At 69.6% G+C, this 25603-nt stretch carries 28 protein-coding genes and 1 pseudogene; 9 read left to right on the forward strand and 20 right to left on the reverse strand.

Features of this window, described 5'->3' with window-relative positions:
* Positions 1–66: 66 nt before the first annotated feature.
* Both ACH34S_RS34790 and ACH34S_RS34795 read right to left on the reverse strand, forming a co-directional pair.
* Positions 67–897, reverse strand: a complete 831-nt coding sequence (locus tag ACH34S_RS34790) for an SAM-dependent methyltransferase (RefSeq protein ID WP_395957130.1) — start codon at positions 895–897, stop codon at positions 67–69.
* A gap of 93 nt (positions 898–990) precedes the next feature.
* Entirely contained in the window at positions 991–2016 is a 1026-nt protein-coding gene (locus ACH34S_RS34795; protein WP_395957131.1) for a DUF5753 domain-containing protein, read from the reverse strand.
* A 494-nt stretch (positions 2017–2510) separates the two neighbouring features.
* Here ACH34S_RS34795 and ACH34S_RS34800 point away from each other — a divergent pair, with 494 nt between their 5' ends.
* Positions 2511–3098 (forward strand): hypothetical protein, encoded by a 588-nt coding sequence (locus ACH34S_RS34800; protein ID WP_395957132.1) that lies wholly within the window; start codon positions 2511–2513, stop codon positions 3096–3098.
* A 190-nt stretch (positions 3099–3288) separates the two neighbouring features.
* On the opposite strand, the gene ACH34S_RS34805 is transcribed toward ACH34S_RS34800, so the two are convergent.
* Positions 3289–3597 (reverse strand): hypothetical protein, encoded by a 309-nt coding sequence (locus tag ACH34S_RS34805; protein WP_395957133.1) that lies wholly within the window; start codon positions 3595–3597, stop codon positions 3289–3291.
* Between the two features lie 149 nt (positions 3598–3746).
* On the opposite strand from ACH34S_RS34805, the gene ACH34S_RS34810 reads away from it, so the two are divergent.
* Both ACH34S_RS34810 and ACH34S_RS34815 read left to right on the forward strand, forming a co-directional pair.
* On the forward strand, positions 3747–4256 hold the full coding sequence (locus tag ACH34S_RS34810; protein WP_395957134.1) for a pyridoxamine 5'-phosphate oxidase family protein: 510 nt from the start codon (positions 3747–3749) through the stop codon (positions 4254–4256).
* A gap of 134 nt (positions 4257–4390) precedes the next feature.
* A pseudogene (locus ACH34S_RS34815) lies at positions 4391–4456 on the forward strand (hypothetical protein); the annotation flags it as partial.
* A 219-nt stretch (positions 4457–4675) separates the two neighbouring features.
* On the opposite strand, the gene ACH34S_RS34820 reads toward ACH34S_RS34815, so the two are convergent.
* The gene (locus tag ACH34S_RS34820; RefSeq protein ID WP_395957135.1) at positions 4676–6211 is read right to left on the reverse strand and encodes a serine/threonine-protein kinase; all 1536 of its coding nucleotides are present in this window, start codon (positions 6209–6211) and stop codon (positions 4676–4678) included.
* A gap of 156 nt (positions 6212–6367) precedes the next feature.
* On the opposite strand from ACH34S_RS34820, the gene ACH34S_RS34825 reads away from it, so the two are divergent.
* Positions 6368–6787 (forward strand): hypothetical protein, encoded by a 420-nt coding sequence (locus tag ACH34S_RS34825; protein WP_395957136.1) that lies wholly within the window; start codon positions 6368–6370, stop codon positions 6785–6787.
* Positions 6784–9255 (forward strand): tetratricopeptide repeat protein, encoded by a 2472-nt coding sequence (locus tag ACH34S_RS34830; protein WP_395957137.1) that lies wholly within the window; start codon positions 6784–6786, stop codon positions 9253–9255. The genes ACH34S_RS34825 and ACH34S_RS34830 overlap by 4 nt, the downstream gene beginning before the upstream one ends.
* 90 nt (positions 9256–9345) lie before the next feature.
* Here ACH34S_RS34830 and ACH34S_RS34835 read toward each other — a convergent pair whose 3' ends face one another.
* Positions 9346–9675, reverse strand: a complete 330-nt coding sequence (locus ACH34S_RS34835) for a DUF397 domain-containing protein (RefSeq protein ID WP_395957138.1) — start codon at positions 9673–9675, stop codon at positions 9346–9348.
* A gap of 11 nt (positions 9676–9686) precedes the next feature.
* Positions 9687–10541 (reverse strand): helix-turn-helix domain-containing protein, encoded by an 855-nt coding sequence (locus ACH34S_RS34840; protein WP_395957139.1) that lies wholly within the window; start codon positions 10539–10541, stop codon positions 9687–9689.
* 193 nt (positions 10542–10734) lie between these two features.
* Between ACH34S_RS34840 and ACH34S_RS34845 the strand changes: the two genes are divergently transcribed.
* Positions 10735–10905: a hypothetical protein gene (locus tag ACH34S_RS34845; RefSeq protein WP_395957140.1), complete on the forward strand. Its 171-nt coding sequence runs from the start codon at positions 10735–10737 to the stop codon at positions 10903–10905.
* Positions 10902–11417: an ATP-binding protein gene (locus tag ACH34S_RS34850; protein WP_395957141.1), complete on the forward strand. Its 516-nt coding sequence runs from the start codon at positions 10902–10904 to the stop codon at positions 11415–11417. The genes ACH34S_RS34845 and ACH34S_RS34850 overlap by 4 nt, the downstream gene beginning before the upstream one ends.
* A 183-nt stretch (positions 11418–11600) precedes the next feature.
* Here the strand turns inward: ACH34S_RS34850 and ACH34S_RS34855 are convergent, their stop codons facing one another.
* Together ACH34S_RS34855 and ACH34S_RS34860 are read right to left on the reverse strand one after the other, a co-directional pair.
* Entirely contained in the window at positions 11601–12434 is an 834-nt protein-coding gene (locus tag ACH34S_RS34855) for a helix-turn-helix domain-containing protein (protein WP_395957142.1), read from the reverse strand.
* Positions 12435–12549: 115 nt separating this feature from the next.
* Positions 12550–13428 (reverse strand): alpha/beta fold hydrolase, encoded by an 879-nt coding sequence (locus ACH34S_RS34860; protein ID WP_395957143.1) that lies wholly within the window; start codon positions 13426–13428, stop codon positions 12550–12552.
* A 69-nt stretch (positions 13429–13497) separates the two neighbouring features.
* On the opposite strand from ACH34S_RS34860, the gene ACH34S_RS34865 reads away from it, so the two are divergent.
* The gene (locus ACH34S_RS34865; protein WP_395957144.1) at positions 13498–14178 is read left to right on the forward strand and encodes a glycerophosphodiester phosphodiesterase; all 681 of its coding nucleotides are present in this window, start codon (positions 13498–13500) and stop codon (positions 14176–14178) included.
* 78 nt (positions 14179–14256) lie between these two features.
* Here the strand turns inward: ACH34S_RS34865 and ACH34S_RS34870 are convergent, their stop codons facing one another.
* From ACH34S_RS34870 to ligD (ACH34S_RS34905), 8 genes are all read right to left on the reverse strand, one after another.
* Complete coding sequence (locus ACH34S_RS34870) at positions 14257–15744, reverse strand: DEAD/DEAH box helicase (RefSeq protein WP_395957220.1); 1488 nt, start codon at positions 15742–15744, stop codon at positions 14257–14259.
* A 524-nt stretch (positions 15745–16268) separates the two neighbouring features.
* Complete coding sequence (locus ACH34S_RS34875; protein ID WP_395957145.1) at positions 16269–16592, reverse strand: GlsB/YeaQ/YmgE family stress response membrane protein; 324 nt, start codon at positions 16590–16592, stop codon at positions 16269–16271.
* Between the two features lie 122 nt (positions 16593–16714).
* Positions 16715–16948 (reverse strand): DUF3107 domain-containing protein, encoded by a 234-nt coding sequence (locus ACH34S_RS34880; protein WP_395957146.1) that lies wholly within the window; start codon positions 16946–16948, stop codon positions 16715–16717.
* A 160-nt stretch (positions 16949–17108) separates the two neighbouring features.
* Positions 17109–17738 (reverse strand): TetR/AcrR family transcriptional regulator, encoded by a 630-nt coding sequence (locus ACH34S_RS34885; RefSeq protein ID WP_395957147.1) that lies wholly within the window; start codon positions 17736–17738, stop codon positions 17109–17111.
* 216 nt (positions 17739–17954) lie between these two features.
* A complete protein-coding gene (locus ACH34S_RS34890; RefSeq protein ID WP_395957148.1) occupies positions 17955–18170 on the reverse strand; it encodes a hypothetical protein in 216 nt (71 codons plus the stop codon).
* 49 nt (positions 18171–18219) lie between these two features.
* Positions 18220–19542, reverse strand: a complete 1323-nt coding sequence (locus ACH34S_RS34895) for a dihydrolipoyl dehydrogenase family protein (protein WP_395957149.1) — start codon at positions 19540–19542, stop codon at positions 18220–18222.
* 107 nt (positions 19543–19649) lie between these two features.
* Positions 19650–20561: a non-homologous end-joining DNA ligase gene (gene ligD, locus ACH34S_RS34900; protein ID WP_395957150.1), complete on the reverse strand. Its 912-nt coding sequence runs from the start codon at positions 20559–20561 to the stop codon at positions 19650–19652.
* A 27-nt stretch (positions 20562–20588) separates the two neighbouring features.
* On the reverse strand, positions 20589–21563 hold the full coding sequence (gene ligD / locus ACH34S_RS34905; RefSeq protein WP_395957151.1) for a non-homologous end-joining DNA ligase: 975 nt from the start codon (positions 21561–21563) through the stop codon (positions 20589–20591).
* Between the two features lie 112 nt (positions 21564–21675).
* Between ligD (ACH34S_RS34905) and ACH34S_RS34910 the strand changes: the two genes are divergently transcribed.
* Positions 21676–22590, forward strand: coding sequence for a Ku protein (locus tag ACH34S_RS34910; protein ID WP_395957152.1), 915 nt, complete (start codon positions 21676–21678; stop codon positions 22588–22590).
* A 164-nt stretch (positions 22591–22754) separates the two neighbouring features.
* On the opposite strand, the gene ACH34S_RS34915 is transcribed toward ACH34S_RS34910, so the two are convergent.
* From ACH34S_RS34915 to ACH34S_RS34930, 4 genes are all read right to left on the reverse strand, one after another.
* A complete protein-coding gene (locus ACH34S_RS34915) occupies positions 22755–23273 on the reverse strand; it encodes a hypothetical protein (protein WP_395957153.1) in 519 nt (172 codons plus the stop codon).
* Positions 23274–23428: 155 nt separating this feature from the next.
* Positions 23429–23731, reverse strand: a complete 303-nt coding sequence (locus tag ACH34S_RS34920; protein WP_395957154.1) for a hypothetical protein — start codon at positions 23729–23731, stop codon at positions 23429–23431.
* Between the two features lie 134 nt (positions 23732–23865).
* On the reverse strand, positions 23866–24873 hold the full coding sequence (locus ACH34S_RS34925) for a sensor histidine kinase (RefSeq protein ID WP_395957155.1): 1008 nt from the start codon (positions 24871–24873) through the stop codon (positions 23866–23868).
* Positions 24870–25556, reverse strand: a complete 687-nt coding sequence (locus ACH34S_RS34930) for a response regulator transcription factor (protein ID WP_395957156.1) — start codon at positions 25554–25556, stop codon at positions 24870–24872. The genes ACH34S_RS34925 and ACH34S_RS34930 overlap by 4 nt, the downstream gene beginning before the upstream one ends.
* Positions 25557–25603: the final 47 nt, after the last annotated feature.

Genomic DNA, 25603 nt, shown 5'->3' on the forward strand with positions numbered 1-25603 from the left:
CATCACCATGAGCCGGCCCTGACGATTGCCCGGCGCGGCTCCGGGGGAGTCGCGCCCCGGTACGGATTACCCGCCCTTGCGTGCGATTCCCGCCAGGGGCTGGATGGCGGGCGGGGGTTCGACCGGGGTGACTTCAGGACGCCAATCCAGGCAGGGGACGATTCCTGGGGGAAGGAGATCCAGGCCGTCGAAGAGCCGGCGGATCTGGTCTTCCGAGCGGAGTTTGTAAGGAACCGAGCCGCCCTCGTCGTAGGTGCGTTGCGCCTCGGCGAATTCGGCGGAGATGGTGTTGGCGCCGTCGCCGATGGCCAGGTGGCTGCCCGGCGCCAGGCCGTCCATCAGGTGCGCCACGGTGGCGGCGGCCTGCTCGTCGTCCTCGACGTGGCCGAGGACGCCCATGAAGGTCAGGCCGACGGGTTTGGACAGGTCAAGCGTCCGTGCCGCACCTTCCAGGATCGCCTGCGGGTCGCGCATGTCGGCTTCGACGTACTCGGTGGTGCCTTCGGGGGTGCTGGTGAGGAGTACGTGCGCGTGCAGAAGCACGAGGGGGTCGTTGTCGACGTAGACGACGCGGGCGTCCGGCGCGATGCGCTGGGCGACCTCATGGGTGTTGTCGACGGTGGGCAGGCCGGTGCCCACGTCCAGGAACTGGCGGATGCCCGCGTCCTCGGCCAGGAAGCGGATGGAACGTTTGAGGAAGTGGCGGGTGAGGCGCGCGATCGCGATGATGCCCGGGAACGTCTCCACGTATTGATCGCCCGCCGCGCGGTCGACCGGGAAATTGTCCTTGCCGCCGAGCCAGTAGTTCCAGATTCGCGCCGAATGCGGTATGGATCTGTCTATACCGGCGGCGTGCTCCTGTTCGGCGATGTTGAAGAATTCGTCGTCGCTGCTCATCCTGGTCTCCACCGGGGCGTCTGGACGGTACCCACCCATACTGGGTATGCGGGAAGGTGCAGGCAACCCCTGCCGCCCCGGTGGACAAGAATGTTACTTGGTCTCCGTTTCAAGACTGCGCAGGAGCGCCTCGGACGGCCCGGGCTTCAGCGCGGCGAGACCGAGTTTTTGGAACGCGTGCAGGTAGTGCCCGACGTCTTTCTCGTCTGACGGGTAGAGGGCGCCGCCGGCATGATCCAGATACACGAGATCCTGGAGTTGGAGCGACTCGAACCGCAAGATCGTAATGGGCCCGTCGGCCGAATCGTGCGCCGGATGGGACACGGGAATGATCTGGATGCACACATGCCGTTCCAGCTTCAGAAGGTGACGGACCTGTGCTCGCATCGTCGCCGCGCTCACCAGGCCGGACCGCAGCGCGCCCTCGTTGAGAACGGCCCACATGCGCGGCCGCCCCTTGCGGCGGTTGAGGTGCCGCTGCCGGTGCATCCTCAGCTGGACGCGGCGCGCGAGCCGCTCCTGCGATTCGTGCCCGTACCGCTGCTGGAAGATCTCGGCCGCGTATTCGGGTGTCTGGAGCAGGCCAGGGATATCGAAATGGCTGTAGCAGAAGATGAGATCGGACAGCGGTTCATGATTGAGATACCGTTCAAGCCCCGCGGGGACGATATCGGAATAGTCGCTCCACCAGACCTGCGCGCCGCCCGCCGGCATGGCGGGCTCGCCCGCGTCGGCGGCCGTTTTCGCCGGAATGCGCGGCGCCGGTGATTTCGCCGCCGCGCGAAAGGCGGCCGCCGCCGTCTCGTGCTTGAGCTTCCATTCGTCGAGGTTTCCGACTCGCGAAGGGTCGATGTTCCGCTCCGCGGCCGCCGCACGGAAAACATGGAGGAGAAGGGCGACCTGGTCCCAGGTGGGGAGTTGCTTTCGTTTGCCCTTGAGGGTCGACCATGCGGCCGTCCTGCTCAGATTGGTGATCCCGGGCCCGCCGGGACCCGCCTTTTTCGCGGTCGCGTTCAAACGCTTTTCGAGCTCGCTGAAGGTGGCGATCCCCGATCTGCCGTAGGCGTCGAACAGATTTCGTGAGAACTCGTCGACGATGCGCTGCTGTTCGTCTGTCACCGTGTCTCCTTGCCGCGAGTTCGGGCCAAGGTTGCGCGCAACGATACAGCGTAGCCGGGTGCCGGGCACCAACTGTGTATTAGTACACACAACAGACATCTGGTGCCGGCTCACGGTCCGCGAGCCCGCACGCCCCCCGGCAGCCGGGCGGCTGGTGACCGAAGTCTGGACCGTTTCAAGATCGCGTTCGTATTTGTCCGCACTTGTGAGTCTCGCCCGCCTGGACGGCAATGCGCCGCCAGAATCTCGATCAACCCTCCAGCCGCCCGTAAGGGGATGTCTCCGCCGATGCTGCGTTCGTTACCGATCCCGTTGTTCGACGAAGCCGACGCATTCTGGCGTGACGTCGCATGCGCGTTGTTCGTGGTCTGGGCCGCCCGGACCGGCAGAGGGCTGCGTCCTGTCCCCGTCACGCAACTCAGTGCTCACGAACTCGAAGAGTTCTGGGCCGATGACCACCTCGACCCTCCTCCCGGAACCGGAAGTCAGCAACCATGCACAAACCTCTCGTCGCCGTCGACATCGTTGCTTTCGGCGACCTGCGCCGCGACCTCGACCTCCAAGTCAGGCTGCGGACGAGCATGTACCGAGGAGTGGCGCAGGCCTTTACGATCACGGGCCTCTCCCTGGCGGACTGCCACTATGAGGATCGCGGCGACGGTGCCCTCATCGTCGCTCCCGGCGAGGTCGATCCCTGCCGGTTCCTGGACCCCTTCGGCCACCACCTCACCGCAGTCCTGCGGCGCGAGAACCGCTATCTCGACACGGCTCACCGCCTCCGCCTCCGCGCCGCCGTCCACTACGGACACGCCGAGCACGACGAGCGCGGCATCGTCGGCCGCGCACCGGTAGAGCTGTTCCGCCACCTGGAGGCCCCCGCCTTCAAACGGGTCATGGCCGACACACCGGACGCCGACCTGGGCCTGATCGTCAGCGGCTCGCTCTTCGACGACGCCAGCCACCGCGGCGGCCTCATCGACCGCGACGCCTACCGCCCCATCCGCGTCCTGGTAAAGGAAACCCGGACGAATGCCTGGATCTGGCTGCCGCCGCGCCCTCCTCACCACCCCACCAAGCCGTGACGAGCCCGCCGTGCGATCGCCACCCGTTGACGGCCAGGTGCGGCGAGGCAAGCTGGTGCAGCGGCAGACGCGGAACAATCGGAGTACGCGGGCGCGTCGCCCGGCCGGCCCTCGCGGGAGGCGCAGTGAACGCTAGGCGGCGTCAGGCGGCTGCGGCCGCAGCGGGTGTGAAAGGTTCGTCGAGCATGGGTCAGCGGACCTCGACGAAGGTGTTGGTGACCCTGTCCTGGGGGCAGTAGGTGCCGGACGTTTCGCCGACCGGCTTCCAAGGCCCGTGGCCGATGATGGTCCCCACACCCGGAATGTGGTGGGTGTAGAAGCAGACGATCCGGTGCTCTCCAGTGCCGCCAAGGCAGGAGCTGAACGCAGTGCTGAAGTCGCGGCCGACGCTGCACTGCGACGGGACGGCCGCGGCAGGCCCCGCCATCGCCGGGACGGCCGTCAGCGCGCCGAGTGCGACGACCGAGGCTGCGGCGGCGTTGCGCGAGAAGAACTTCACAGGTCCTCCCTGAGGTGCGTGAGTGGTCGCTCGCTCACCATTCGCCCGAGACGGCTCTGCGGATGCCGACTCGTTCAATCGGTTCGGTGCTCTCGTCACCGCGCAGCCTTACCGTGTGTCTAGGTGTTCCGAGAATAAAAGGAGCGGTCATGACGGAGCCGGAGCCGGTCGCCGAGCCATTGTCCAGCCCCAGCGGCAGTCCTCTGACGTCCCTCACCTGGGCGGACGCTCGGACACGGTTAGCCGAAAGCGATGACTACCTGGTGGCGACGTCCGGCCCTAATGGGCGCGTGCACGTCGTGCCGGTGCTGGCCGTCTGGCTGGAGGGCGCCGTTTGCTTCAACACGCACCGAGAGGCGCGCAAAGCTCGCTACCTCGAACACAACGGCAGGTGCGCCGTCACCGTCCCGGCCAGCGACGTCGACCTGGTAGTCGAGGGAACCGCGCACATCGTCCGGGACGCCGACCGGCTGCAACGCGTCGCGGACCTGTTCCCGACCAAGTATCCGTGGTGGCATCCATTCGTCCAGGACGGTGAGTTCTACGACCCCGACGACACCGAGCTGGCCAATCCCAGGTACGTCTTCGCGGTCGAGCCGACGGTGGTCTTCGCCTTCGGCAAGGAGAAGGGATTCAGCGCAACCCGCTGGCGCTTCTAGGGCACGTCCGAAGTGACCCGCCCACATGACCAGCTGGTCCCTGGAGTTCGATGGCGGCCTGACCTCGATCCCGCACTTCCGCCCCGCCCCGCCTGGTCGATCTGGACTACGACTTCGACCACCTCGCCACCTACATGACCAGGCACCACCTGACCAACGTCCAGCCGGTGTGGCGGGCGTTGCAGCACGTCTTCCACGTCCGCGACCCGTTCCCGAGCGGCGGCGTGGTGGAAGACCCGGCCACGGACGCTGCGGCGGCCTGCCATGAGACGGCGACGGCGGCGGTGAAGCATCGGTGGGTCAGCGGGAAACGCGTACTGCGGGGCCCTCGCCCGGTCGGCATTCGCGGGCGGAGTAGGGAACGAAGAGCCCTCTCCAGACCCAACGAGTTCTCGATCTCACAGAAGAGTCCCGGGCATTCATTCGACTACGAATCCGGTGCAGTCGATGTAGGCGGCGCTCCCGTCGGGCCGGACGTGGTAGACGACCACGATCCAGTGTCCGGGCGCGGGGCTCAACTTCCAGGCGGGGCCGTTCATGTACCGGAAATCAGCCGGGTACTCGAGCGTCTTCCTCCAGGTGTCGTCCGGGATGAGGAAGGGCTTGGACAACTGCCCCAGCGGGACCGATGACCCCAAACCCGCAGGCCAGACGCCCGCCGCAAGATAGTAGGAAGCAGGGGGCGGCCCGGCCCGCTCGATCATGAACTCGATCTTCACCGAGCCGCGACTCTTCGCCTTGGCGGGGGCCTCCACACGGAAGTCGCGCGGGGGGTCGTCGACCGGGGCCTGGGCTTCCTGGCACGACTTCTTGGCCGGATCCCAGTAGAAGTAGTCCGGGTTACCGGGCAGCCGGATGTTGACGGTCGCCGGCACGCCGCCCTTCACGGTCTTGGGGGTGCTCGACGCCGAACCCGGACCGCCGGACGTCCGCCCCTCGCCGCCGGTCAGCAGGTTGACGACCAGCGCCCCGGCCAGGACGACCGCCAGCCCGCCGAGGCCGACGAAGACAGGGCGGGGGCTGCGGGAGTTGGACGGCGTGGGAATGGTGGCGGGGGTGCGCTGGGGAGCGAGCCCGGCCGCGATGGCCTCGGCGAGGCTGCGCGGTGCGGGCGGGGTGGAGCGGGCCAGGCGCTGGTACCAGGGGTCCTCCTCGACCGGTGGCCCTGCGGTCAACCGGACCAGCCGGTCAGGGGTGATCCGCGCCGCCGGGTCCTTCTCGGCGCACATCTCGACCAGATCGGCGAGTTCGACCGGCACCCCGTCCAGGTCGATCATCCCGCTCAGCGTCCGGTGGAGTACCGCCTGCAGCGGCCCGCCCCCGAACGGAGGCCGTCCCGTCGCGGCGTAGGCGATCGTCCCGGCCAGCGAGAACACGTCGGACGCCGGGACCGGCGCGGCCTCCTGGATTACCTCCGGCGCCAGGAACCCGGGCGTCCCGACGAGGCCACCGGTCCGGGTGATCTGGGTCTGGCCGTCGCCCCTGGCGATGCCGAAGTCGATGAACCGGGGCCCGTCCGGGGCGAGGATGACGTTGCCCGGCTTGAGATCCCGATGCTGGACGCCCTGGGCGTGCAGCTCGGCCAGCCCTTGGGCCAGCGCGCCCAGCAGCCGCATGCAGGTCTCTGCCGGGAGCGGCCCCGACTGTTCGACGGCCTGCTTGAGCGTGGGTCCTGGCACGTATTCGGTGGCCAGCCAGACGGGCGAGACGTCGAGACCGGCGCCGACCAGCCGCGCGGCGAACGGGCTGTCGACCCGCTCGACCGTCCGCACCTCGCGCCGGAACCGGGCGTGGATGTCGGGGCTGTCGAGCCCTTCGAGGACGACCTTGACCGCGACCAGCCGATCGTCCCGGCCGAGGCCCAGGTACACCTGGCCCATCCCGCCGGCACCGAGCCTGGCCAACAGCCGATGGCCGCCTATTTCTGTGGGATCGGTGTCAATCAGCGGTTTCATGGCGATCAAGGATCTTAGCCGCGATCAACGAGCCGATGTCCGTTCCTCTGGACGATTACGGCCAGGTGCGACGAAGCATCGGTGAGTCAGCGGGAAACGCGTAACAATCGGTGTAACGCGGGCGCGCCGCCCGCGTCGGCATTTGCAGGAGACGTGGTGAACGCTAGACGTCGGCAGGGGGCAGCGGCCGCAGCGGGTGTGGTGGTCGGCGCGGTGGTGAACGTGGTCACGGGCATGCTGACCCAGCAGTGGGACGTGGCTTGGATGGCGGCGACGGTGGCGTTCGTCATGGTCGGCGCTGGCCTGCTGGCATGGCTGACGTACCGCGCGACACCAGACCCGGACCCGGTACGCTCGGGCCGAGTGTCGGCGTCCGGCGACGGCGCAATAGCCGCAGGCGGCTCCGTGAAGGGTTCCTCGACCAAGGTGACAAGGCCGCCCGCAGGCACCCCGCCCTCACCAGGCCCAGACACCGATCAGGGAGTCAGCGCATCGGGCCTCGGCGCGATCGCCGCAGGGGACGACGTAGACGACTCCCACACCCAGGTCACAGGCGACGGCCCGGCAACCTCTTGAGGCGCGAACGAGGCGGCCGCACTCCAGGCGAGCCGGGACGAGACGACGAGCAGCGCGACCAGCATCTCGAAGCCTCCGGTGTCGGGGCCAAGGCTGCCGGACGCGACATCATCGACTCGCCCACGCACGTGGGCGATGTGTACCAGGCGGCGCCGTTGCCGCGGCCTGAAGAGGTGGAGCCGCCACCGTGGACGCCGCCGACGCTGCCGCTGCGCACGACGATGTTCGTCGGACGTGATGAGGAACTGGCCGAACTGGACGCCGTGCTTGCGAACCCGGGTGGGGTGGTGGTGCAGGCGGTGCACGGGCTGGGCGGCGTGGGCAAGAGCACCCTGGCCGCCCAGTGGGTGCACCGGCACGCCGACGCGCACGTCCTGACGTGGTGGATCACCGCCGACTCCACAGCGAACGTCACCGCCGGGCTGGCCGACCTGGCCGGGATGCTGGTGCCAGAGATGGCCCGCAGCGCACCGGCGGCGGTCGCACCGGAGGACCGGGCGGCCTGGGCGAGGCGGTGGCTGGCCGCGCACACCGGCTGGCTGGTGGTGCTCGACAACGTCAACGATCCCGCTCATGTGACCGAGCTGCTGACCAGCGCACCAGACGGCCGGTTCTTGATCACCACCCGCTTGCGGGAAGGGTGGGATGACCTCGTCCCGGCGTTGATCGAGCTGGACGTGCTCAGCCCGTCCGAGGCACAGGAAATGCTCGCCCGCATCGTCACCAACGGCCGCCCTGTCACCGAGTTGGACGGTGCCGCAGAGCTTTGCGCTGAGCTGGGCCATCTGCCACTGGCCATCAAGCAGGCCGGCGCCTACATGCGCCAGACGCACTTGTCCCCGGACACCTATCTGCGGCTACTGCGCGCCGACCCGGCCGCCCTCTACGACCAGACCGCTCGTGGCGCTGACCCGCAACGCACCATCGCCCGGATCTGGCGCCTCACCCTGGACCACCTGGTCACAACCACGCCGTTCGCCGGTGACCTGCTGCGCATCCTGGCGTGGTGGGCACCCGACGACATCCCACGCAGCCTGCTCGACCCGCTGGACGACCCGGTCCCGATCGCCACCGCACTCGGCGACCTGGCGGCCTACAACATGATCACGCTGGGCGTCGACACGATCGCCGTGCATCGCCTGGTGCAGGCCGTCGCCCGCACCCCCGACCCTCGCCCGGCCGAGAACGACGGCGACCCCCACCGCCGCCCCGACGACATCGACCAAGGCCGCACTGAGGCCACCGCCCTGCTCAACGTGGCCTGTCCCACCACGGTCGACCCGGCTCAATGGCCGGTATGGCAGACCTTGCTTCCCCACATCACCGCACTGGCCGACCACACCAACCCCGAGACCGACACGAGCGACACTGCACGTCTGCTCAATTGGACAGCGTCCTTCCTGGATGCGCAGGGAGTCTTAGATCGTGCTATCGCCTACTTCCAGCGCACTGTGACCGAGCGGCAGCGGACGTTGAGTGAGGATCACCCTGACACACTGGCCTCTCGCAACAACCTCGCTTCCACCTACCAAGCAGCTGGTGATTTGGAGCGGGCGATTCCGCTGCATGAGCAGACGCTGGTCGATCGGACGCGGGTGTTGGGTGAGGATCACCCTGACACGCTGGTCTCTCGTAACAACCTGGCAGTCGCCTACCTGGAGGCTGGTGATCTGGAGCGGGCGATTCCGCTGTACGAGCAGACGCTGGTCGATCGGACGCGGGTGTTGGGTGAGGATCACCCTGACACGCTGGCCTCTCGTAACAACTTGGCGGGCGTTTATCGGGCGGCTGGTGATCTGGAGCGGGCGATTCCGCTGCATGAGCAGACGCTGGTGGATGGGATGCGGGTGTTGGGTGAGGATCACCCGTCCACGCTGACATTTCGCAATAACCTGGCAGTCGCCTACCTGGAGGCTGGTGATCTGGAGCGGGCGATTTCGCTGCATGAGCAGACGCTGGTCGATCGGACGCGGGTGTTGGGTGAGGATCACCCTGACACCCTGGCCTCTCGTAACAACCTGGCAGTCGCCTACCTGGAGGCTGGTGATCTGGAGCGGGCGACTTCGCTGCATGAGCAGACGCTGGTGGATGGGATGCGGGTGTTGGGTGAGGATCACCCGTCCACGCTGACATTTCGCAATAACCTCGCCCGCGCCTACCGGGCGGCTGGTGATCTGGAGCGGGCAATTCCGCTGTACGAGCAGACGCTGGTCGATCGGACGCGGGTGTTGGGTGAGGATCACCCTGACACGCTGGTCTCTCGTAACAACCTGGCGGTCGCCTACGAAGCGGCTGGTGATCTGGAGCGGGCGTTCTCGTTGTACCTGCAGGCGCTGGTCGATCGGACGCGGGTGTTGGGTGAGGATCATCCCGACACGTTGAGCTCGCGCGATAGTCTCGCCCGCATTTACCGGGCGGCTGGTGATTTGGGTCAGGCGATCCCGTTTGTTCGAGGTGACACTTTCTGAGGGAGAGCGGTGCTGAACGACGAACATCCGCTCACCAAAGCGTTGGTTGAAAACTGGACGCCGCGCGGCAGTGAGCGTTGTCCGGAATATCTAACGGCGGCGGTCTAGTTGGCCGGTCTTCACCGTGGTGAGGAAAGCGGCCCAAGCTTCGGCCCCGAAGCCGAGCACCGGCCCGTCCGGGTCCTTGGAGTCCCGTGCCCACACCACCGCCTCGTCCGCCGCCACCTCAACGCACTCGCCACCGTTGCCAGTGCTGTGACTGGTCTTGCGCCAGCCACCGACCTCAACGCACTCGCCGCCGTTGCCGATGCTGCGGCTGCTCTTACGCCACGCACCGACCTCGACACATGAACCGTTGTTGGCGCTGCTGCGGGCCTTGCGCCAGGTGATCTGGGAGAGGTCCATGATGGAGACCTCCACTTCCTGTTGTGTCACGCCTGCTGCCGAGCTACCTGAGCGATCAACGTACGTGTCTCGTCGGGGCCGAGCGCCCTCGCTCGAAGTTGATTGAAGAGTTGGACGTAGTCGTCCACCTCTTCTGATTCCTCAAGGTAAATGCACCCGTTTCGGTAATCAACGTACACGACGTCCGGATCGCGGCGGTCAGGAAAGCTGAGGATCTCGAAAGCGCCGTGCATGGACGGGTGTGCGCCGCTGACCAGCGGAAGCACCTGGATGGTCATCCCGGGCATCCGTGAGAGGGACGTGAGGTGGTCGAGCTGCTCCCGCATGACGGCCTGGCCGCCAACCTCCCTACGTAGAGCCGCTTCGTTCTGGATGATCCACAGCTTCGGGCGATCCGGGCCTTCGAGTACCTTCTGCCGCCGCATGCGGACTTCGAGCATGCGCTCGCCGTCGTCGGGTGAGACGTTGTCGTCCGCGAGCAACACGGCGCGGGCGTACGCTTCCGTCTGTAGGAGGCCGAAGATCGCCTCTGATTGGTAGGAGCGTATCTCGGAGACTTCTTCTTCGAGACCGACGTAGACCTCGAACCAGGCTGGGATCGCGTCCCCATACTTCTGCCACCAGCCGCGCTGGCGGCTCTGACGGGCGAGGGTGACCAGGACCTCCGTGCGTTCGTCGTCCAGGTCGTAGAACTTGCAGAGCGCCATGATGTCGGCGACCTTCGGGGCGTGGATGGCCGCCTCGATGCGGCTGACCGTGGCGGGCGCGATGTCCGCGAAGCGGGCCGCCTCTTCGCGGGTCCTTCCTGATTCCTTGCGCAGCCGTCGCATTTCGGACGCGAGACGCCGCCTGCGGACCGTGGGGCTTGTCCGACTCGCCACGTTCGTACCTCCTGTTGGTATATGCCCACCGCGCGGACCATGATTCTTTGAGCGAGTTCACTTCTTTGGGTTTACAAAGTCATCCCGTCCGCTGCATGCTCAGACCCTAGCGAGCAATTACGCACGGTGTATGGGTGATCACGAAAGTAGTTGTGGATTCGTGGTGCCCGCGTGCCTGGAGAAGGGGCGTCCGATGTTGTCGACGGATCAGCGGCCGCACGAGGTGCGGTTCAGCCTCCTGGCTGATCTGTATTACAAGCTGGGAGAACGCGAGCGGTGCACGTCCATGCTCGTCCGCCCGACGGAGGGGGAGAGCGTGCTGTGGGCGCCGGCGCTGGTGGCGCGGACGGCGGGTGTGCGGTGAAGCGGCATCATCTGGGGACGTGCGTTATCCCGTCCACGCCGCAGAACGTGGTGAACGGGCGACGTTGGCTGCTGGGGCGCCTGGAGCCGATTCTCGGTGAGAAGCACAGTGCGTGCGACGACAGCGTCCTGCTGCTTTCGGAGACGCTCACCAACGCGATCGTGCACGGGTCGGGGGCGACCGTGGAGGTGGACGCGTACGTGGACACCGCCAACATCCGCATCGAGGTGACGGACGAGGGCGGCGCCACCGTCCCGCAGCGGCGGCACGACCCGGACGGCATTCACGGGCGCGGCCTGCCGATCCTGGCGATGCTCACCAAGTCGTGGGCATTCGAGCAGCTCGACGACGGGCGCCTGCGGGTGTGGTTCGAGGTGCCGCACACCGCCGTTCCCGATCAGCGGAACGGCGAGCGTGTCAGGGAGCCGGGCGGTACTCCCTCGCGGGAGGACGGTACCCGTGGCTCGTGTGCCCTCTTGGTGAACGACTTCGGCCATTCCACTGATCGGTGACCGGGCGGCCGTCCACGGGGCGAGCAGAGTCCTTCGGCGGTCTGGAGCCTGGGGTGGGGGTCCATGGGCGGACCCGGTGCTTCGGGGCTGGACCGTCGAGGGAGTGGCGGGGGTGCTTTGGCGGCTCGAAAAGGCGGAGCGTGAAACCGGGGCGGGCTTGGCGGTGCAGGACGGAAAGGGGAGCTAGCGGAGGGCCCTGCGGTGGGTTTCCAGGAGCGTGCGGGAGTCTTCGGGAGTCAGGGCGACTTCTTCGAGTTTTTTCCAGGTGTCCCAGAGGTCGACCGGGGACGCGTCGATGCCGAGGGCGGTGTAGACGATCGAGATCCGGTCGGTGACGTCGGGGAACTCGAACACGTCGAAAGAGCCGTGCAGGCCCGCGTGGACGCCTTTGGAGGTCGGGATGACGCGGACCGTCGACCGGCCGTCCTCGGAAAGATCGAGCAGGTGCGTGAACTGGGCGCGGATGATGTCGGCTGGGCCGTTGTGGCGTTCCAGCATGTAGCCGTCCAGGATCACGTCCAGGGTTCGGGGACGGCCGCCGGGGCGGTGCTGCTGGCGGCTGCGGAGCAGGTCGAGTTCCTGGTCCACGTCCAGCCTGGGGAGGTGGTACCCGTAGACCAGGCGCGCGTACGCCTCGCAGCGGACGAGTTCCGGCATGCGCGCGATGCCGAAGGTGTGGACGAGCGACGACTCCGACTCGATCGTGTAGATGTCGCGGACGAGGGCCTTCAGCCGGCCGACATGGCGGGCCAGCCAGGGCGGGCCGTCGGGGCGGGACGCCAGGTCGACCAGGACGTCGCGGATCTTGCGCGGGACGCCGTAGGCGTCCAGGATCTCGGCGATCTCGGCGGGAGTGACCTGGCCGAAACCCGTCTCGACGCGGGCGAGCCAGTCGGCGTTGCGGCCGAGGTGGGACGCCGCGTCGAGGTAGGACAGTTCAAGGAGTTCCCGGATCTTCCTCAGGTGCTGGCCCAGGCTCCGGGCATTGATGTTGGGGGCTCGGTAATCCACCGGCATGCACCAAGCCTAGGCCGAATCCGGCTCCAGCGCGCAATCTTGATGTAGCCGACCGTGGTTTCTCCTGGAAGGGTGGGGTCATTACAGAGAGTGGCCGGGTGTTTGTCCTGCTTTATTACCGGCCGGGATTTTCTGCCTGGTTCCAGAAGGTGGTCAGGGCCGTCGCGGTGGTTTCGGGTGCGTCCCAAGCGGGGGAATGGGCCGCGCCGGGAATGACGACCTTGGACGCGTTCAGCCGCTCGGCCATCGCCGCCTGCACGGCCGGTTCCCAGACGTCGTCGTCCTCGCCGTAGAGGACGAGGGTGCGCAGGCTCGTGTCGGCGCAGTGCTTGGCCAGGTTCTCGACTTGGTCGGGGGCGGTGAGGATCCCGTCGGCCATGCAGGCGAGGCCCGTCTCGGAGTTGCCGAGCGTGCGCGCCTTGATGAAGGCGATGATCTCCTGTTCGAGGCCGCGTTTGGTGTAGTCGGGCTCCAGGGCCATCTCCCAGATCGCCTGCATGCCGAGCTGCGGGACGAAGTCGCGCAGCGCCTGCGCCTTGTCCGCGGCCTGACCGGTGACGGCGCACGGGCCGGAGCTCATCAGGGTGAGCGACGCCGGACGGACCCGGTCGGCGAGCACCGTCTCCTGGCTCACCAGCCCGCCGAACGAGTGCCCGACCAGGTGGACGGGGTCGGGACCGAGCGTTTCGAGGAGGGCGGTGAGGTCTTCGCCCAGCGCGGCCCTGGAGTAGGCGGACTCGTCGTCCGGGCCGATGGACTCGTACTGGCCGCGCATGTCGATCGACACGACGCGGCGGCCGGACGCGGCAAGGGTCTGCAGGACCCCGAGGAAGTCCTCCTTGCTGCCGGTGAGGCCCGGCACGAGGAGGGCGGGACGGCGTTCCGGCACACCGGATCCCGGCAACGCCTCCAGGGCGGCGAACGGGCCGCGGGACGTCTCGATGGTCGTCCGGCGAACGCCGGGGGGCAGCTTCAGGAACCGGGGCGTACTCACAGGTGACCACCATAGTCAATGCGCCAGAGCGACGGCCTGCTGGAAATCTTCCGGTGATAGCGTCGCAGGGTGCGTCCGAAGCCTGCCGTCTCCGCGCATCGCCGCGACGAAGCGGGCCTCGCGGGTCTCAACGAGGCCGTCGAGTCCGGCGCCGAGTACGTGGAGATCGACATCCGGCGGACGGGGGACGGGCGGCTCGTCGTCCACCATGACCCCGATGTCGCCGGTCTGCCGCTGAACCGGATCAGCTACGAGCGGGCGCAGGAGCTGTCTCCTCGCCCGATCCCGCTGGTCGGCGAGGCCATGGACATCATGGGCGGGCGCGCGCAGGGCCATCTGGACCTGAAAGAGCGCGGCTGCGAGCACGAGACCGTGGCGCTGGCCGTGGAGGCGTTCGGGCGGGACGGCTTCGTCGTCACCACCCGCGAGGTGCTCTCGCTCGTGGAGATCAAGAAGAGCTTCCCGGGCGTCCGGACGGCGCTGTCGGTGGGCCGCAACCTGTGGGAACGCGGCGTCGCACACGACTTCGCGCCGCTGCGGCTCATCCGGAAGGCGGGCGCCGACATGGTCGCCGTCAACTACCGGCTGGCCCGCGTGGGAGTGCTGCGGCAGTGCGGCCGCGCAGGGATCCCCGCCATGGTGTGGACGGTCAACGCCGAACCCGTCATGCAGCGTTTCCTGCGCGATCCGCGGGTCGCCGTGCTGGTGACCGACCATCCCTCCATTGCGCTCAAGCTGCGGGACGGCTGAGGCACGGGGCCTCGGCAAGAACAGCGGGCAAGAGAAAACCGCGAGACTGAGCGGTAGTCTCGCGGTCGGCTCCGTCGGTCAGGCGGTCTGCTGGGACTCCGCCGTGTCGGCCGCCTGGGCGGCGGCCGGCTTGCCCGCGCGGGTACGGCGCCGCGGGCCGCGGCTGCGCTTGCGCTCGGTGGCCACGGCGTCGACGACGTTGTCGTCCGCCTTGGGTGCCTCCGGTGACGCGGACGCGGTCGCCTCCACCGGCTGGCCGGCGCGGGTCCGGGCCCGGTTGCGCTTGCGGCGGCGAGGCCGCGGACGCTCCCGCTCCCGGTCGTGGTCACGGTCGGCGCGGACATTGCTGCGGACCTTGCCGGTCTCGCCGATGTCCTCCAGCTCCTCGGCGTCCAGCCCGGCGCGCCCGTTCCGCAGCTCCGCGGGCAGCCGCCCCTTCGTGCCCTCGGGGATGCCGAGCGTCGCGAAGAAGTGCGGGGACGTGGAGTAGGTCTCCTCCGGCTCCGCGAACGGCAGCCCGAGGGTCCCGTTGATCAGCTTCCAGCGGGTGAGGTCGGACCAGTCGACGAACGTGACGGAGACGCCCTCCTTGCCCGCGCGGCCGGTCCGGCCGATGCGGTGCACGTAGGTGTCGGCGCTGTCGGGGCACTCGTAGTTGACGACATGGGTGACGTCGTCGACGTCGAGACCGCGGGCGGCCACGTCGGTGGCGACCAGCACGCCGATTTTGCCGTTGCGGAACGCGCGAAGCGCCCGCTCGCGCTGGCTCTGCCCGAGGTCGCCGTGCACGGCGGCGGCGTCGAAGCCGCGCTGTGCGAGGTCGGCGGCCACCCGGTCGCAGGCCCGCTTCGTCTGGCAGAAGACCATGGTCAGACCACGGCTCTCGGCCTGCAGAAGGCGGGCCAGCATCTCCGGCTTGTCCATCTGGTGGGCCTGGAAGACATGCTGGACGACCTGCGGCGTCGCGTCCGACTCGGTGTGCGACTCGGCCCGGACGTTGGTCGGGCGGGTCAGGTACCGGCGCGACAGCGCGACGATCTCGCCCGGCATGGTCGCGGAGAACAGCATCGTCTGCCGCTGTGCCGGGATGCGCTCGATGATGCGCTCGATGTCCGGCAGGAAGCCGAGGTCGAGCATGCGGTCGGCCTCGTCGAGCACCAGGATCCCGACCTCGGAGAGGTCGAGGTGCTTCTGCTTGACGAGGTCGAGCAGCCGGCCGGGCGTGCCGACGACGACGTCGACGCCCTCACGGAGCGCGGAGATCTGCGGCTCGTACGCGCGGCCGCCGTAGACGGACAGCACGCGGGAGCCGAGCTTGCCGCCGGCGACCAGGAGGTCGTCGGTGACCTGGAGGGCCAGCTCGCGGGTCGGCGCGACGACGAGAGCGCGCGGGGCGCGCCCGCCGTGCTCGATGCGCTGCAGCAGCGCGGCGCCGAACGCGAGGGTCTTGCCGGTGCCCGTGCGGGCCTGGCCGATGATGTCGTGCCCGCCCAGCGCGATCGGCAGGGCGAGCTCCTGGATGGGGAACGCTTGGACGATGCCCTCTGCTTCAAGGGCATCTGCTATCTCGGGTACGACCCCGAGTTCACGAAAGGTAGTCAGGGCTTTCAGCCTCCAATATGCGGGGTCTCTACTCCCGGGTGCGGCGCGGCCCACCGGAGGGCGGCGCCGTCTCGGGCGTGCCCGCCGATCGCTCTTCTTCCGGCCGCGCGCTCGCGCGGGAGGGACCAGCCGTTGCTCAAAATGTTCCGGCGACCGCAGTCAGGGGTCGAAAGCAGTCACTCGCTGTGGCTGCGTGCGGTCACACTCCGCGACGCAGTGTACCGACCGTTGATTGCATACACCAATAGCCGATCACCATGTCCAACGTTTGCATGGTTTGATCTATTCCGCGGCTTGCCCGCCAGGCCATATGCGGCGCCGGGGATACGTGGTGCGGGGCGGTCGGCAGCGCCTGCGGGACGGCCACTTCCGGACATCGGAGCACTCCGGAGCACACTGGAGCATTCCGGGGACGGAGAGGCCCCCGCGGCAGCGCGTGCGGGGGCCTCTGGCTGGGACCGATGGACCGATGTGGATCCGGTCAGCGGTCAGTAGGTGCGGCGGCGGGGCCGCCAGCCGTGGCGGCGCGCCAGCGGGCCGCGGCGGCGGCCGGAGCCGATGCCGCGCGTGTTCGCCTGCGCGAGCGCGGCCACGCCGAGCGCGGCGATCAGGATCGCGAACACGAAGGCGATGAAGGCGCCCGCGCCGAGCGCGTCCGCGATGACGCCGCCGACGACGGCGCCCGCGATACCGACGAGCACCGTGAGCAGGATCCCGATCGGGTTGCGTCCGGGGACGAGCAGCCGTGCCAAGGCTCCGATGACGGCACCGACGACGATGAACCAGAGGATCGTCGTGAGCATGTCGATCATCCATTCCTCTTCCGTGGGCCGATGGCCCGTGGTCGAAGATCGATGTGCCCCGCGTGCCAGCGTCAAACAAAATGCAGGTCAAGCCCCGGCCGGGTGGCGCGGATCGCGCGTCGGGGGGTCGCTCAGGTGTACTGGGTGCCGAAGCCGACGCTGCGCTGCTCGTCCTCGACGATCTCCAGGTAGCCGACCCGTGCGCCGGGGACGAGGATCCGTCCGGCGCGGCGGTCCTGGAGGACGAGCACCCCGTGCGGATCGGAGAGCGCGTCGGCCAGCGCGGCCTGCACCTCGTCGGCCGACTGCCGGGTGTCGACCACGAGTTCCTTCGGAACGTTCTGCACGCCGATGCGAACCTGCACGCGATGCTCCCGTCGTTCGATCACGTCCCGCCGACCGCCGGCGGGCCCGTCTTGATCTCGATGTTCGCACGCGGGCGGGCCGGCGCGCCGTCCCGGGGGTTCGGCCCAGCGTGAAACCGGCCCTCGCGCGGGCGGCCCGGCCTGTCCGAGGCGGCCGGGGTTACGGGGTGTCGCCCGCGCGGGGGAAGCCGGAGATGCCGCGCCAGGCCAGCCGGGCGATGATCTTCTCGGCGGTGTCCTTGGGGATGGGGCGGTGCTGGGACAGCCAGTAGCGGGCGCTGACCTCCGCCATGCCGACCAGGCCCATGCCGAGCAGGTGCGCCTCGTCGCTCGGGGCGTCGGTGTCTTCGGCGATGACCTGGGCGATCATCTCGGCGCACTGCTGGTTGGCGCGGTCGACGCGGGCCCGGACGGGTGCGACGTTGCGCAGGTCGGACTCGAAGACCAGCCGGTACGCCTCGCCCTCACCGGCGACGAAGTCGTAGAAGGCGCGGATGCTCGCCTGGACGCGGAGCTTGTTGTCGGTGGTGGCCTCCAGCGCCTCGCGGACGATCTTCACCAGGGCCTCGGCGTGCTCGTCCAGCAGGGCCAGGTACAGCTCCAGCTTGCCCGGGAAGTGCTGGTAGAGCACGGGCTTGCTGACGCCGGCGCGCTCGGCGATCTCGTCCATCGCCGCGGCGTGGTACCCCTGCGCGACGAACACCTCCTGGGCCGCGCCCAGCAGTTGCCTGCGGCGCGCCAGCCGCGGCAGCCTCGTGCCGCGGGGGCGTGCGTCCGGGGTCGCGGTCACCACACTCTCCGATCACCGATGTGTATGCGGCGGATGGGAGGCGTCCGCCACGTGGGAACTGTCCCTCATCCTACGCGTGAGTAACTCCGCCGGTCACGAGCTGAGCCCGCCGACGTTCTTTCACGCAGGTCAGTGTATTTCCGGCGAAGGGGCGGAGGCAGCCCCACCCCGATCTTCGGGCAACTTTGTGGCCCGTTCCGCCGGACGCCCCGGCCGCTAGCGGTAGTCGTCCTCGTCGAGCCGGACCTCGCGGCGCTGTTCGGCCGCGTCCGCCTCGTTGACCTCGTCCGGGACCTGCGCGAACCACTCGCGCGGGCCCGCCTCGTCGTCGAGCGCGGCGCGCTGTTCGGCGGCGTCCGCCTCGTTGGCCTCCCGGGCCGTGTCGGCGGCGTTCTCGGGCGGTGGTTGTTCCAGGTCGTCGGTCTCGCTCATCTGCGGGTCCTCCTCACGCGTGGGCTCACGCGTCGATGTGGGGGCTGCCTCACACGTGCCCGGCCAGTTCCCTGAGTGGCGCCTCCACGGACTCTCCGTAGGTCGGGAACGCGTGGACGACGTCGGCGAGCAGGCTCAGCGGCGTCTCCGCGCGGATGGCCAGCGCGATCTCGCTCATCCACTCCTCGGCGCCCAGCCCGGCCGCGGCGGCGCCGATCAGCAGCCCGCGAGAGCGGTCGGCGTACAGCTCCACCCGGCCGCGTTCGTCGGCCTCGACCGCCGCCCGCGCCGTCGCGGCGAGGTCGTACCCGGCGGTGCGGAGGTCTATGCCGAGTTCCGCCGCCCGCGTCGGCGTGACGCCCACGGAGTAGACGGTGGGCGTGGTGTAGACGACGCGGGGAATGGCGCGGTAGTCGGCCTCGCGGCGCTGCCCGAGGATGTTGGAGAGTGCCACGCGCGCCTGGTAGCGGGCCGCGTGGGTGGTGCGCGCGACGCCGGTGACGTCACCTGCCGCCCACACAGCCCCCGTGTCGGAGGTGACCTGGCATGTGTTGTCGACGGGGAGGCCCTGGCCGGGTGTGAGGTTGATGCCGAGTTCTTCCAGGCCCAGGCCCTCCGTGCGGGGACGGCGCCCGGCGGCGACGAGGATGCGGTCGGCGTCGAGCGTGCCGCCGTCCGACAGCCACAGCCGCAGGCCGGTGTCCTTGCGCTCGACGTTGGCGAGCGCGGCACCGAGCCGCAGGTCGACGCCCATCCGGCGGAGCGCGTCGGCGAGCACCTCGCCCGCGAACGGCGCCTCGGCGGTCAGCAGCCGCCCGGACGCCTCGATCAGCGCCACCTGCGACCCGAACGCCGCGTACACCTGCGCCATCTCGCAGCCGACCGGGCCGCCGCCGAGGATCACCAGCCGGCGCGGCAGGTCGGGGACGGACAGCGCCTCGTCGCTCGTCCACACCGGGACGTCGGCCAGGCCGTCGATCGGCGGGATCACCGGTTCGCTGCCCGTGCAGACGATGAGGTCGCCAAATCCGTGGACGGTACCGTCCACCTCGATGCGGCCCGGTTCCAGGACGCGGCCCCGGCCGCGCAGGACGGTCACGCCCGCCTCGGCCATCCGGGCGACGGCGGGGTCGTCGCCGCGGTGGCCGGTCAGCTCGTCGCGGCGGGCGACGGCGATCTCCCAGGTCTCGCCGCGCCGCGCCGACATCAGCAGCGACTTGGACGGCACGCACGCGAAGTACGGCGACTCCCCGCCGACGAGGCGGTTCTCGGCGAGCGCGACGTCCCGTCCCGCGCGGGCGAGACCGGACGCCACCAGTTCGCCCGCCGTTCCCCCGCCCAGCACCACGGCGTCATAGTGGTTCTGCGACAATTTCTTTTCCTTCCGGCCACGTGGTGTCCCCCTGACATGGTGGCGGACCGCGGCGGCGGAGAGTGCTGCTTCGACCACTTAGGGCGCTCGGCAAGGGCCAAAGGTTCTCAGGGGAGCGCTTGCCGGTCCTTGAGAAGCGGCTCCAGCAGGTCGCCGTGTTCTTCGATGCGGTCGAGCATCTCGGCGGGGGAGAAGGTCAGGCCGGCGGCGTTGTCGCAGGCGTCCAGCTCGTCCCAGGTCACGGGCGTCGAGACGGTCGGGCCGCGGCTCACCGCGCGCAGCGAGTAGGGCGCGACGGTCGTCTTGGCCGGGTTGTTCTGGCTCCAGTCGACGAAGATCTTGCCCTTGCGGAGCTTCTTGTCCATCTTCGCGACGACGAGGCGGGGATGCTCGTCGGCGAGACGCTGCGCGGCGGCCTTCGCGTATTCCGATGTTCGTTCTGCCTTCGACGGCTCCTTGACCGGCACGTACAGGTGCAGGCCCTTCTTGCCGCTCGTCTTCGGGTAGGAGTCCAGGCCGTCCTCGGCGAGCACGTCGCGGAGCAGGTGCGCCACCTCGCACGCCTCCACGATCGTGGCCGGGGCGCCCGGGTCGAGGTCGAAGACGACCAGGTCGGGGTTGTGCACCTTGTCGCGCGGGCCGAGCTTCCACTGCGGGACGTGCAGTTCGAGCGCGGCCAGGTTGGCGCACCACACGAGGGTGGGCAGGTCGTCCACGACGACGAAGTCGAGCGTGTCGCGGCCCGTGGAACTGCCGGGGGTCGGGATGGTCGCCGTCCGCACCCAGTCCGGGGTGTGGGACGGGGCGTTCTTCTCGAAGAACTTGGTGCCGTCGACGCCGTCCGGCCAGCGGATGCGGGTGGCGGCGCGGTCCCTCAGGTGCGGCAGCATCACCGGGGCTATGCGGGCGTAGTAGTCGATGACCTCGCCCTTGGAGAACTCCGGATAGAGGTGCTTGTCGAGGTTGGACAGGGACAGTTTGCGTCCGTCCACCTCTACGGGTGTCCGCTTGGCGTTCATGGGCGCGCCCCAGGCCGCGCCTCCCGGTCACTGTTCACTGGTGACCTCCAGAGGGTCCTTGTCGTCGCGGAGGCCGCGCCAGGACGGGAAGCGCAGGCGGCCGTCGCGCGTCCGGGCGCTGTAGGCGACCTCGCCGACGAGCCGCGGTTCGACCCACTGGGCGTCGCGGGTCAACTCGCGCGGGACGGCCTCGTCGTAGGGGCTGGTCGCGCGGCGCAGCGGCCAGAGGGTCTCGTACAGCTCGTCCAGGGCACGGTCGGAGAAGCCGGTGCCGACGTGCCCGACGAAGCCCAGCGCCCCTTTGACGTCGTACTCGCCGAGCAGCAGCGAGCCGACGCCGCCCTCGCGCCGGCCCTTGCCGGGCTTCCAGCCGCAGACGATGACCTCGCGGGTCATGAAGTTCTTCACCTTGCGCCAGAAGTCGACGCGGCGGCCGGGACGGTACGGGGAGGTCAGGCGCTTGGCGAGCACGCCCTCAAGGTGCTGCTCGCGGGTGAAGGCGAGCAGCTCGGTCACCTGGTCGGTGTCGGAGCCGTGCAGGTACGGGGGCACTTCGACCGGACCGGTTCCGGCGAGGTCCAGGTCGGCGAGCAGGGTGCGGCGCTGCGCGTACGGCATGTCGTAGAGGACGTGCCCGTCCAGGTACAGGACGTCGAACACGACGTACCTGACGGGGACCTCGCGGATCAGTCTCGGGTCGGGGTGGGTCACGTGCATCCGGCGCTGGAGGCGTTCGAAGCTGGGGCGGCCGGCCTCGAAGGCGACGACCTCACCGTCCAGGATCACGTCGTGGTCGGGCAGGAGATCGGTGAGCGCGGACAGCTCCGGGTAGCGGCCGGTGACATCGCCGCCGCGCCGGCCGCCCGCCCGGACGCCGTCGGCGGAGACGTGCGAGAGCACGCGGACGCCGTCCCACTTCAGCTCCAGACCCCATTTCTCGCCGTCGGAGGGGAGGTCCCCGGTGGCGGCCATCATCGGCTCAACGGGCCACGGCATGGTCATACCGGCGTCTTACCCGGTCCCGCCGCACGGAAAAGGATCAAGGGCACGCTGTAGCGCAAATCGAACGCGATTGCGACGCTAGGGGCCTGAACGCACTGGGTAAGGACTGGTCATGCGCAGTATCTGGAAGGGCGCCATCTCGTTCGGGCTGGTGACGATACCGGTGAAGCTGTATTCGGCGACCGAGCAGAGGGACGTCAGCTTCCACCAGGTGCACAGGGAGGACGGGGCGCGCATCAAGTACAAGCGGGTCTGCACGGCCGACGGCGAGGAGGTCTCCTACTCCGACATCGCGAAGGGGTACGAGCTGCCGAGCGGGGAGATGGTCGTGCTCACCGACGAGGACTTCGCCGAGCTGCCGCTGTCGTCCAGCCGCCGGATCGACGTCCTGCAGTTCGTGGAGCAGGAGGAGGTCGACCCGATCTACTTCGCGAAGTCCTACTACCTGGAGCCCGACGCGCAGGGGGCCAAGCCGTACGTGCTGCTGCGGGACGCGCTGGAGAGCTCGGGGCAGGTCGCCATCGTCAAGATCGCGATCCGGCAGCGGGAGTCGCTGGCGACGCTGCGGGTGCGGCAGGGCGTGTTCGTGCTGGAGACCATGCTCTGGCCGGACGAGGTCCGCACCCCCGACTTCGCGTTCCTGGACGAGGACATCGAGGTCCGCAAGCAGGAGCTGTCGATGGCGACCTCGCTGATCGAGTCGATGGAGGGCGAGTTCGACCCGTCGGAGTACAAGGACGCCTACCGGGAGGCGCTCCAGGCGGTGATCGACGCCAAGGTCGAGGGCCGGGAGGTGACCCGCCCGGCCGAGGAGGCCGCGGAGGAGCCCGCGGCCGACCTGCTCAGCGCGCTGCGCGCCAGCGTCGAGGCGGCGAAGAAGAGCCGCGGCGAGAAGGCAGGGAAGGCCGCGTCGTCGCGGTCGTCGGAGAAGAAGCCCGCGGCGCGGAAGTCGTCGTCCTCGAAGCCGGGGAGCGGGTCGGGGACGAAGAAGGAGCCCGCGAAGGGACGCGGCCGCAAGTCGGCCTGACCCCGCCACAGGCTCGGCCTTGCGGCCGCGAGTCCGGAGTGACCCGCCGCTTGGCCAGGTCGGCGGCGGGTCGGTTCACGCGGCTGGAACAGCGTGAACGTTTTCATCCTCGGCAGGCCCGCGAGGCCAGGTCATGGTGGACAGGCCGGATGAAAATGTTCAGGTCAGAACGGGACCGTGGTGCAGACGTTCCGCGCGCCCGCGCCGCCCGTGGCGGGGTCGGTGGGCAGGGCATGGATGATCACCGAACCGGCCGCCTTCTCGGCGACCCGCCACGGCACGACGTCGCCGGAGTGACCGGTGCCGTCCTTCGCGACCGTGACGTCGAGCCAGATCTCCATGTGCTCCATCGGCAGGTCGTGCGAGCCGTCGGGGTTCATGTAGTGCGGCCCGGCGTCCTCGCCCTTGGGCCCGCACGGGTTGACGTGCACGTGGACGCCGAACTTCTTGCCGGCGGCGTCCGCGGGGAATCCGGTCGCCCGCAGGAGCACGCTCGTCGAGTCCGTGTCGCGGACGACGGTGATCTTGGTCTTGACGTCCTTGAACGCCTGGTCGTAGACGTAGGACGGGCCGTCGACCTCGATCCTGTCCTGGCCGGCGGTCGCCAGGGCGGGGTAGGCGAACGTGACGAGCGCGGCGCCTGCCGCCGCCAGCGGGACGGCGGCGCGGACGGATGGTCGCATGACGATCCTCTCCGGGTTGCGGGAGCTTGCGTGAGCGCCGCGGGCACCGTCTTTTCGGCTCGGTGCCCGCTGGCCGGTGGCTCACGATCATGCCCATCCGGTGGGGAATGTCACCCCGCCGGTCTGCGGGAGGCCGCCTCCGTGCGACGAGCGGATCAGTTGTCGCGGCGGGCGGTGAGGACCCGGGCGAGCGCCGCCGCGGCCGCGGCGGGGTCGGCGCAGGGGGCGATCCGCTCGCCCCAGCCGTAGAAGTAGGCCCAGCCGCCGCCGGTCTGCTCCCGGGTGGCGATGACGCTCTCGTTCAGGGCCGGGGTCCGCGGGTCGGCGACGAGCGCGGAGGGCCGGCGGTCGTGCGGTGCGGCGACCTCGACCGTCCAGCCGCGCGAGCGCAGCTCGGCGGTGAGGTGCTCCAGATGCCCGAGCGCCTCCTCCGCTTCGGTGATCATCTGCACGGACATGACTGCCTCCAGGGGAAATGCACGAACGAGAATTGCGCGAACTGCGCGGGGGGTGAGCATTTTCATCCGGCCTGGCCGCAACGACCTGACCTCGCGTGCCCGCCGAGGATGAAAAGTGCTCAGTGGAATTGAATTCAGTGTCCCGGTGGGTGGGGGAGATCACAAGCGGTTTGCACATTTCCGCGCGGGGCCGCCGGGAGGTGGACGGTGAACACCGCACCGGCCCCCGGACGCCCGTCCGCGCTGATGGTGCCGCCGTGTCCGGTCACGACCTCGCGGGCGAGGGCGAGACCGAGGCCGAAACCGGCCGGGCCGGTGGACCAGCCGGGCGAGCCGGACGAGCCGGGCGAGAGACGGCGGAACAGGCGGGCTGCGGTCCGCGGGTCGAAGCCGTCGCCGTCGTCGTGGACGGTGAGCCGCACCGCCTCCGGCGTGCCCGTCACGGTCAACAGGATGCGGCCGCCCGGTGGCGTGTGCCGGAGTGCGTTGTCGAGCAGCGCGGACAGCACCCGCCGGAGAGCCGGTTCCGACCCGTGGACGACGACGCCCCGGCTCCCCGTCCGGTCGACGTCGATCGTCACGCCGCGCTCGCGGGCGCGGGGGGACTCGGCCGCCGCCAGGTCGGTGGCGAGGGCACCGAGGTCGACCGGGGCGAGCGCGGCGGGACGGCGGCCGAGCCGGGCCGAGACCAGCACGTCCTCGACGATCTCGCCGAGCTGGCGGGTGCCGGTGACGAGCCGGTCCACGTCCGCGGTGGCGTCCGCGCCGGTGCGCAGGTGGCGCGCGGCGAGCTGGGCGCGGGTGTGCAGGCGGGTCAGCGGGGCGCGCAGCTCGTGGCCGACGTCGGCGGCGAACCGGCGGCGGCGGGCGAGGGCGTCCTCAAGCGGCGCGAGCGTCCGGCGGGCGACGGCGTGACCGGTCAGCAGCGCGACGGGCACGCCCGCGGCCTCCGCCATGGCGAGTTTCCGCCGGAGTTCGCGGCGGGCGGCGGCGTCGCAGCGGCCCGCCGCCCGGCGGTAGCCGAGCGCGCCGAGCGCGCCGAGCGGCAGGACGAGGGCCGCCGCGATCTGGAGGGTGATGCGGCGGCGGGCCCGGGCCAGCAGCCGCCGGTCCGGATCGAGGACGTCGCGTCGCCCGCTCACAGCTCGCCTATGCGGTATCCGACGCCCCGCACCGTGCGGACGACGTCCGCGCCGAGTTTGACGCGCAGGTAGTAGACGTAGGTGTCGACGATCGACTCGGTCCTGGCCTCGTCGAACACGCGCTGCCGCAGCGAGGCGCGGGTGTGCACCTGGGCGGGCCGGGTCGCCAGCGCCATCAGCAGCCGCGCCTCCCGTCCCGACAGCTCCACGTGCTCGCCGGTCGGCAGGCTGACGAGCCGGGACCGCGGGTCGAGCCGGCCCGCGCCGAGCGGCAGCACCTGCGCGCGGTCGAGATGGCGGCGGTGCAGCGCCCGGACCCGGGCGAGCAGCTCGTCGATCTCGAACGGCTTCACGAGGTAGTCCTCGGCGCCCGCGTCCAGCCCGGCGACCCGGTCGGCGAGCGACCCGTAGGCGGTCAGCACGAGCGCGGGCGCGGTGATGCCGCGGCCGCGCAGCCGGCGCAGCAGCTCGACGCCGTCGAGCACGGGCAGCCCGCGGTCGATGATCAGCGCGTCGTAGTCCCGGCTCAGCCCGAGATGTAATCCGCGCTGGCCGTCGGCCGCGAGGTCGACCGCGTACTCCTGCTCGGCGAACAGACCGGCGAGCATCCGGGCGAGCTCGCGGTCGTCCTCGACGATCAACAGCCGGCGTGGCGGGTCGCCGGGGCCCGTTGGATCGGCCACGGTCCAACGCTCCCACCGCTCCCGCCGGGCCACCAGAGCCCGGACAG

Source organism: Actinomadura sp. 3N508 (assembly GCF_044326375.1).
GTDB lineage: Bacteria > Actinomycetota > Actinomycetes > Streptosporangiales > Streptosporangiaceae > Spirillospora.